Genomic DNA, 5,084 nt, shown 5'->3' with positions numbered 1-5,084 from the left:
ATTGAGAACTTCGGTAAATCAATCGGTCGTCCTGAACAGAGCAAATGCCGACAGGCAACTGTCGCAAAAGATATTCTTACAATGAAGAGTTTGATCCTGGCTCAGGATGAACGCTAGCTACAGGCCTAACACATGCAAGTCGAGGGGCAGCATGATTGAAGCTTGCTTCAATTGATGGCGACCGGCGCACGGGTGAGTAACACGTATCCAACCTTCCGCTGACTCGGGGATAGCCTTTCGAAAGAAAGATTAATACCCGATAGCAAAGGACTTCCGCATGGATATCCTTTTAAAGGATTCCGGTCAGCGATGGGGATGCGTTCCATTAGATAGTTGGCGGGGTAACGGCCCACCAAGTCGACGATGGATAGGGGTTCTGAGAGGAAGGTCCCCCACATTGGAACTGAGACACGGTCCAAACTCCTACGGGAGGCAGCAGTGAGGAATATTGGTCAATGGGCGAGAGCCTGAACCAGCCAAGTAGCGTGAAGGAAGACTGCCCTATGGGTTGTAAACTTCTTTTATACGGGAATAAAGTCATCCACGTGTGGGTGTTTGTATGTACCGTATGAATAAGGATCGGCTAACTCCGTGCCAGCAGCCGCGGTAATACGGAGGATCCGAGCGTTATCCGGATTTATTGGGTTTAAAGGGAGCGTAGGCGGGCTTTTAAGTCAGTTGTGAAAGTTTGCGGCTCAACCGTAAAATTGCAGTTGATACTGGAAGCCTTGAGTACAGTAGAGGCAGGCGGAATTCGTGGTGTAGCGGTGAAATGCTTAGATATCACGAAGAACTCCGATTGCGAAGGCAGCTTGCTGGACTGTAACTGACGCTGATGCTCGAAAGTGTGGGTATCAAACAGGATTAGATACCCTGGTAGTCCACACAGTAAACGATGGACACTCGCTGTTGGCGATATACGGTCAGCGGCTTAGCGAAAGCGTTAAGTGTCCCACCTGGGGAGTACGCCGGCAACGGTGAAACTCAAAGGAATTGACGGGGGCCCGCACAAGCGGAGGAACATGTGGTTTAATTCGATGATACGCGAGGAACCTTACCCGGGCTTGAACTGCAGCGGAATGATGTGGAAACATGTCAGCGAGCAATCGCCGCTGTGGAGGTGCTGCATGGTTGTCGTCAGCTCGTGCCGTGAGGTGTCGGCTTAAGTGCCATAACGAGCGCAACCCTTATATCCAGTTACCATCAGGTCATGCTGGGGACTCTGGATAGACTGCCGTCGTAAGATGTGAGGAAGGAGGGGATGACGTCAAATCAGCACGGCCCTTACGTCCGGGGCTACACACGTGTTACAATGGGGGGTACAGCAGGCCGCTACCTGGCGACAGGATGCCAATCTCCAAAACCCCTCTCAGTTCGGACTGGAGTCTGCAACCCGACTCCACGAAGCTGGATTCGCTAGTAATCGCGCATCAGCCACGGCGCGGTGAATACGTTCCCGGGCCTTGTACACACCGCCCGTCAAGCCATGAAAGCCGGGGGTACCTGAAGTGCGTAACCGCAAGGAGCGCCCTAGGGTAAAACCGGTGATTGGGGCTAAGTCGTAACAAGGTAGCCGTACCGGAAGGTGCGGCTGGAACACCTCCTTTCTGGAGTGACGTCCGAAAGATGAAGTTCGGATGGTTCTCTTACCGTTCTCTTGTACCTGCGTGATTGTTTTACGATATTGCGAGAAAAGTAGAAGCCGAGCCGAAAGGCGAGGGTTAGACTGACAGTCCTATAGCTCAGTTGGTTAGAGCGCTACACTGATAATGTAGAGGTCGGCAGTTCAACTCTGCCTGGGACTACCTGAAGATTCTGGGGGATTAGCTCAGCTGGCTAGAGCACCTGCTTTGCAAGCAGGGGGTCAACGGTTCGAATCCGTTATTCTCCACTTATGTGATGGGATGCCTGAATTTTGATTCTTCATTCATAATTCTTCATTCTTCATTCACGACGATCTATGACATGATGTACAAAATGAAAGTAAAAGTTGAAAGCTGAAAGTATATATCGACTGCTGTGTCGATAAGACAAAAAAGTAAGCAAGGGCGCATGGCGGATGCCTTGGCTCTCGGAGGCGATGAAGGACGTGATAAGCTGCGATAAGCCGCGGGTAGGTGCAAATGACCTTTGATCCGCGGATTTCCGAATGGGACAACCCGGTATTCTGAAGGAATACCATCCATCCTTATGGTGGAGGCCAACGCAGGGAACTGAAACATCTTAGTACCTGCAGGAAAAGAAAATAAATAATGATTCCCCAAGTAGTGGCGAGCGAACGGGGACTAGCCCAAACCTGCCATGTTACGGCATGACAGGGGTTGTAGGACCACGTCGTTGCAAGAAATCTGACGAATGGAAGCTTCTGGAAAGTAGCACCGCAGACGGTGACAGTCCCGTACATGAAGTCAGACGAAGCATAGTGGTATCCTGAGTAGCGCGGAGCACGAGGAATTCTGCGTGAATCAGCCGGGACCATCCGGTAAGGCTAAATACTCCCGAGAGACCGATAGCGAACCAGTACCGTGAGGGAAAGGTGAAAAGCACTTCGAACAGAAGAGTGAAATAGTTCCTGAAACCGTGCGCCTACAAGCGGTCGGAGCACCTTTCGGTGTGACGGCGTGCCTTTTGCATAATGAACCTACGAGTTGTTATTTCCGGCAAGGTTAAGGGCCTTGAGGCCTGCAGCCGAAGCGAAAGCGAGTCTGAACAGGGCGGATAGTCGGAAGGAACAGACGCGAAACCAAGTGATCTACCCTTGGTCAGGTTGAAGGCTGGGTAACACCAGCTGGAGGACCGCACCAATAAGCGTTGAAAAGCTTCTGGATGAACTGAGGGTGGGGGTGAAAGGCTAATCAAACTTGGAGATAGCTCGTACTCCCCGAAATGCATTTAGGTGCAGCCTCGACTTATACTGGCATGAGGTAGAGCGACTGATAAGATGCGAGGGCTTCACCGCCTATCAAGTCTTGACAAACTCCGAATGCGTGCCAGTTCTATGTCGGGAGTGAGGGCATGGGTGCTAAGGTCCATGTCCTAAAGGAGAACAATCCGGACCAGCAGCTAAGGTCCCGAAATGAATACTGAGTTGAACTAACGAAGTCAGATTGCTAAGACAGCTAGGATGTTGGCTTGGAAGCAGCCATTCATTTAAAGAGTGCGTAACAGCTCACTAGTCGAGGAGTTTGGCGTGGATAATAATCGGGCATAAGTATTCTACCGAAGCTCTGGGATGTTTATACATCGGTAGGGGAGCATTCCACTCAGCGTTGAAGGCGTACCGTGAGGTATTCTGGAGCGTGTGGAAAAGCAAATGTAGGTATAAGTAACGATAAGGCAGGCGAGAAACCTGCCCGCCGAAAGACTAAGGTTTCCTGATCAACGCTAATCGGATCAGGGTAAGTCGGGTCCTAAGGCTCAGCCGAACGGCGACGCCGATGGCAGAAACGGTTAATATTCCGTTACTACCATGCAGGGTGACGCGGGGACGCAGGAGTGACACCACCGCCGGCTGACGGAATAGCCGGTTTAAGGGAGTAGATGTTGATTTCCGCAGGCAAATCCACGGAAAGAATCGAACCTGAAAGTATGACGCGTCCTTCGGGACAAGTCAATAGTGTGGGTAAACATACTGCCGAGAAAATCCGCTAAACATAACTTGTATGGTACCCGTACCGCAAACGGACACACGTAGTCGGGTTGAATATACTAAGGCGCTTGAGTGAATCACGGTTAAGGAACTAGGCAAACTGACCCTGTAACTTCGGGATAAAGGGTCCTCAATGCAAGTTGAGGCGCAGAGAATAGGTCCAGGCAACTGTTTAACAAAAACACAGGGCTGTGCAAAATTGAAAGATGAAGTATACAGCCTGACACCTGCCCGGTGCTGGAAGGTTAAGAGGAGACGTCATCGCAAGAGAAGCGTTGAATTGAAGCCCCAGTAAACGGCGGCCGTAACTATAACGGTCCTAAGGTAGCGAAATTCCTTGTCGGGTAAGTTCCGACCTGCACGAATGGTGTAATGATCCGGACGCTGTCTCAACCGTGAGCTCAGTGAAATTGTAGTATCGGTGAAGATGCCGATTACCCGCGATGGGACGAAAAGACCCCGTGAACCTTTACTATAGCTTAACATTGAATTTGGGCAACTGATGTGTAGGATAGGCCGGAGGCATCGAAGCGGTGACGCCAGTCATCGTGGAGCCGCTGTTGAAATACGGCCCTTTGGTTGTTTGAGTTCTAACTCCTGGATGGAGGACACTGTTTGGTGGGTAGTTTGACTGGGGTGGTCGCCTCCAAAAGCGTAACGGAGGCTTCTAAAGGTGCCCTCAGGACGATTGGTAACCGTCCGCAGAGTGTAATGGCATAAGGGCGCTTGACTGGGAGACATACAAGTCGATCAGGTAGGAAACTAGAGCATAGTGATCCGGTGTTTCTGTATGGAAAGGACATCGCTCAAAGGATAAAAGGTACTCCGGGGATAACAGGCTGATCCCTCCCAAGAGCTCATATCGACGGAGGGGTTTGGCACCTCGATGTCGGCTCGTCACATCCTGGGGCTGGAGAAGGTCCCAAGGGTTGGGCTGTTCGCCCATTAAAGTGGCACGCGAGCTGGGTTCAGAACGTCGTGAGACAGTTCGGTCTCTATCTATCGTGGGCGTATGAAATTTGCGTGGCTCTGACACTAGTACGAGAGGACCGTGTTGGACTGACCTCTGGTTTACCGGTTGTGCCGCCAGGTGCATTGCCGGGTATCTAAGTCGGGATTGGATAAGTGCTGAAAGCATCTAAGTACGAAGCCAGCCACAAGATTAGATTTCTTAGGGTCGTCAAAGACGATGACGTTGATAGGATGCAGGTGTAAAGGTGGCGACACCAAAGCCGAGCATTACTAATTGCCCGTTCACTTTTAGGTCTTGAATAGTAACAGGATAGTCGTTATATACGTTCAGAATTGATGGTTTTACTTTCAGACATCATGTCGACCTTATTAAGGTGACTATAGCATCGGGGTTCCACCTCTTCCCATTCCGAACAGAGAAGTTAAGCCCGGTCACGCCGATGGTACTGCGTAACAGTGGGAG

2 tRNA genes and 3 rRNA genes are annotated in these 5,084 nt (G+C 50.9%); all 5 read left to right on the top strand.

Going from position 1 to position 5,084, the window contains the following annotated elements:
- Positions 1 to 78 precede the first annotated feature (78 nt).
- Positions 79 to 1,607 (top strand): 16S ribosomal RNA (locus Q3C19_RS17770).
- A 124-nt stretch (positions 1,608 to 1,731) separates the two neighbouring features.
- Positions 1,732 to 1,805: transfer RNA gene (locus Q3C19_RS17765), tRNA-Ile, on the top strand.
- Between the two features lie 12 nt (positions 1,806 to 1,817).
- Positions 1,818 to 1,891: transfer RNA gene (locus Q3C19_RS17760), tRNA-Ala, on the top strand.
- Positions 1,892 to 2,032: 141 nt separating this feature from the next.
- Positions 2,033 to 4,915: ribosomal RNA gene (locus Q3C19_RS17755) — 23S ribosomal RNA — on the top strand.
- A gap of 76 nt (positions 4,916 to 4,991) precedes the next feature.
- Positions 4,992 to 5,084: ribosomal RNA gene (rrf, locus tag Q3C19_RS17750) — 5S ribosomal RNA — on the top strand; the annotation flags it as partial.

Origin of the sequence: Bacteroides sp. ET489, from assembly GCF_030518095.1 — a bacterium.
Classification (GTDB): domain Bacteria; phylum Bacteroidota; class Bacteroidia; order Bacteroidales; family Bacteroidaceae; genus Bacteroides; species Bacteroides ndongoniae.
Note: the sequence above shows the minus strand (reverse complement) of the source record. Positions and strands in the feature narration are given on the sequence as shown.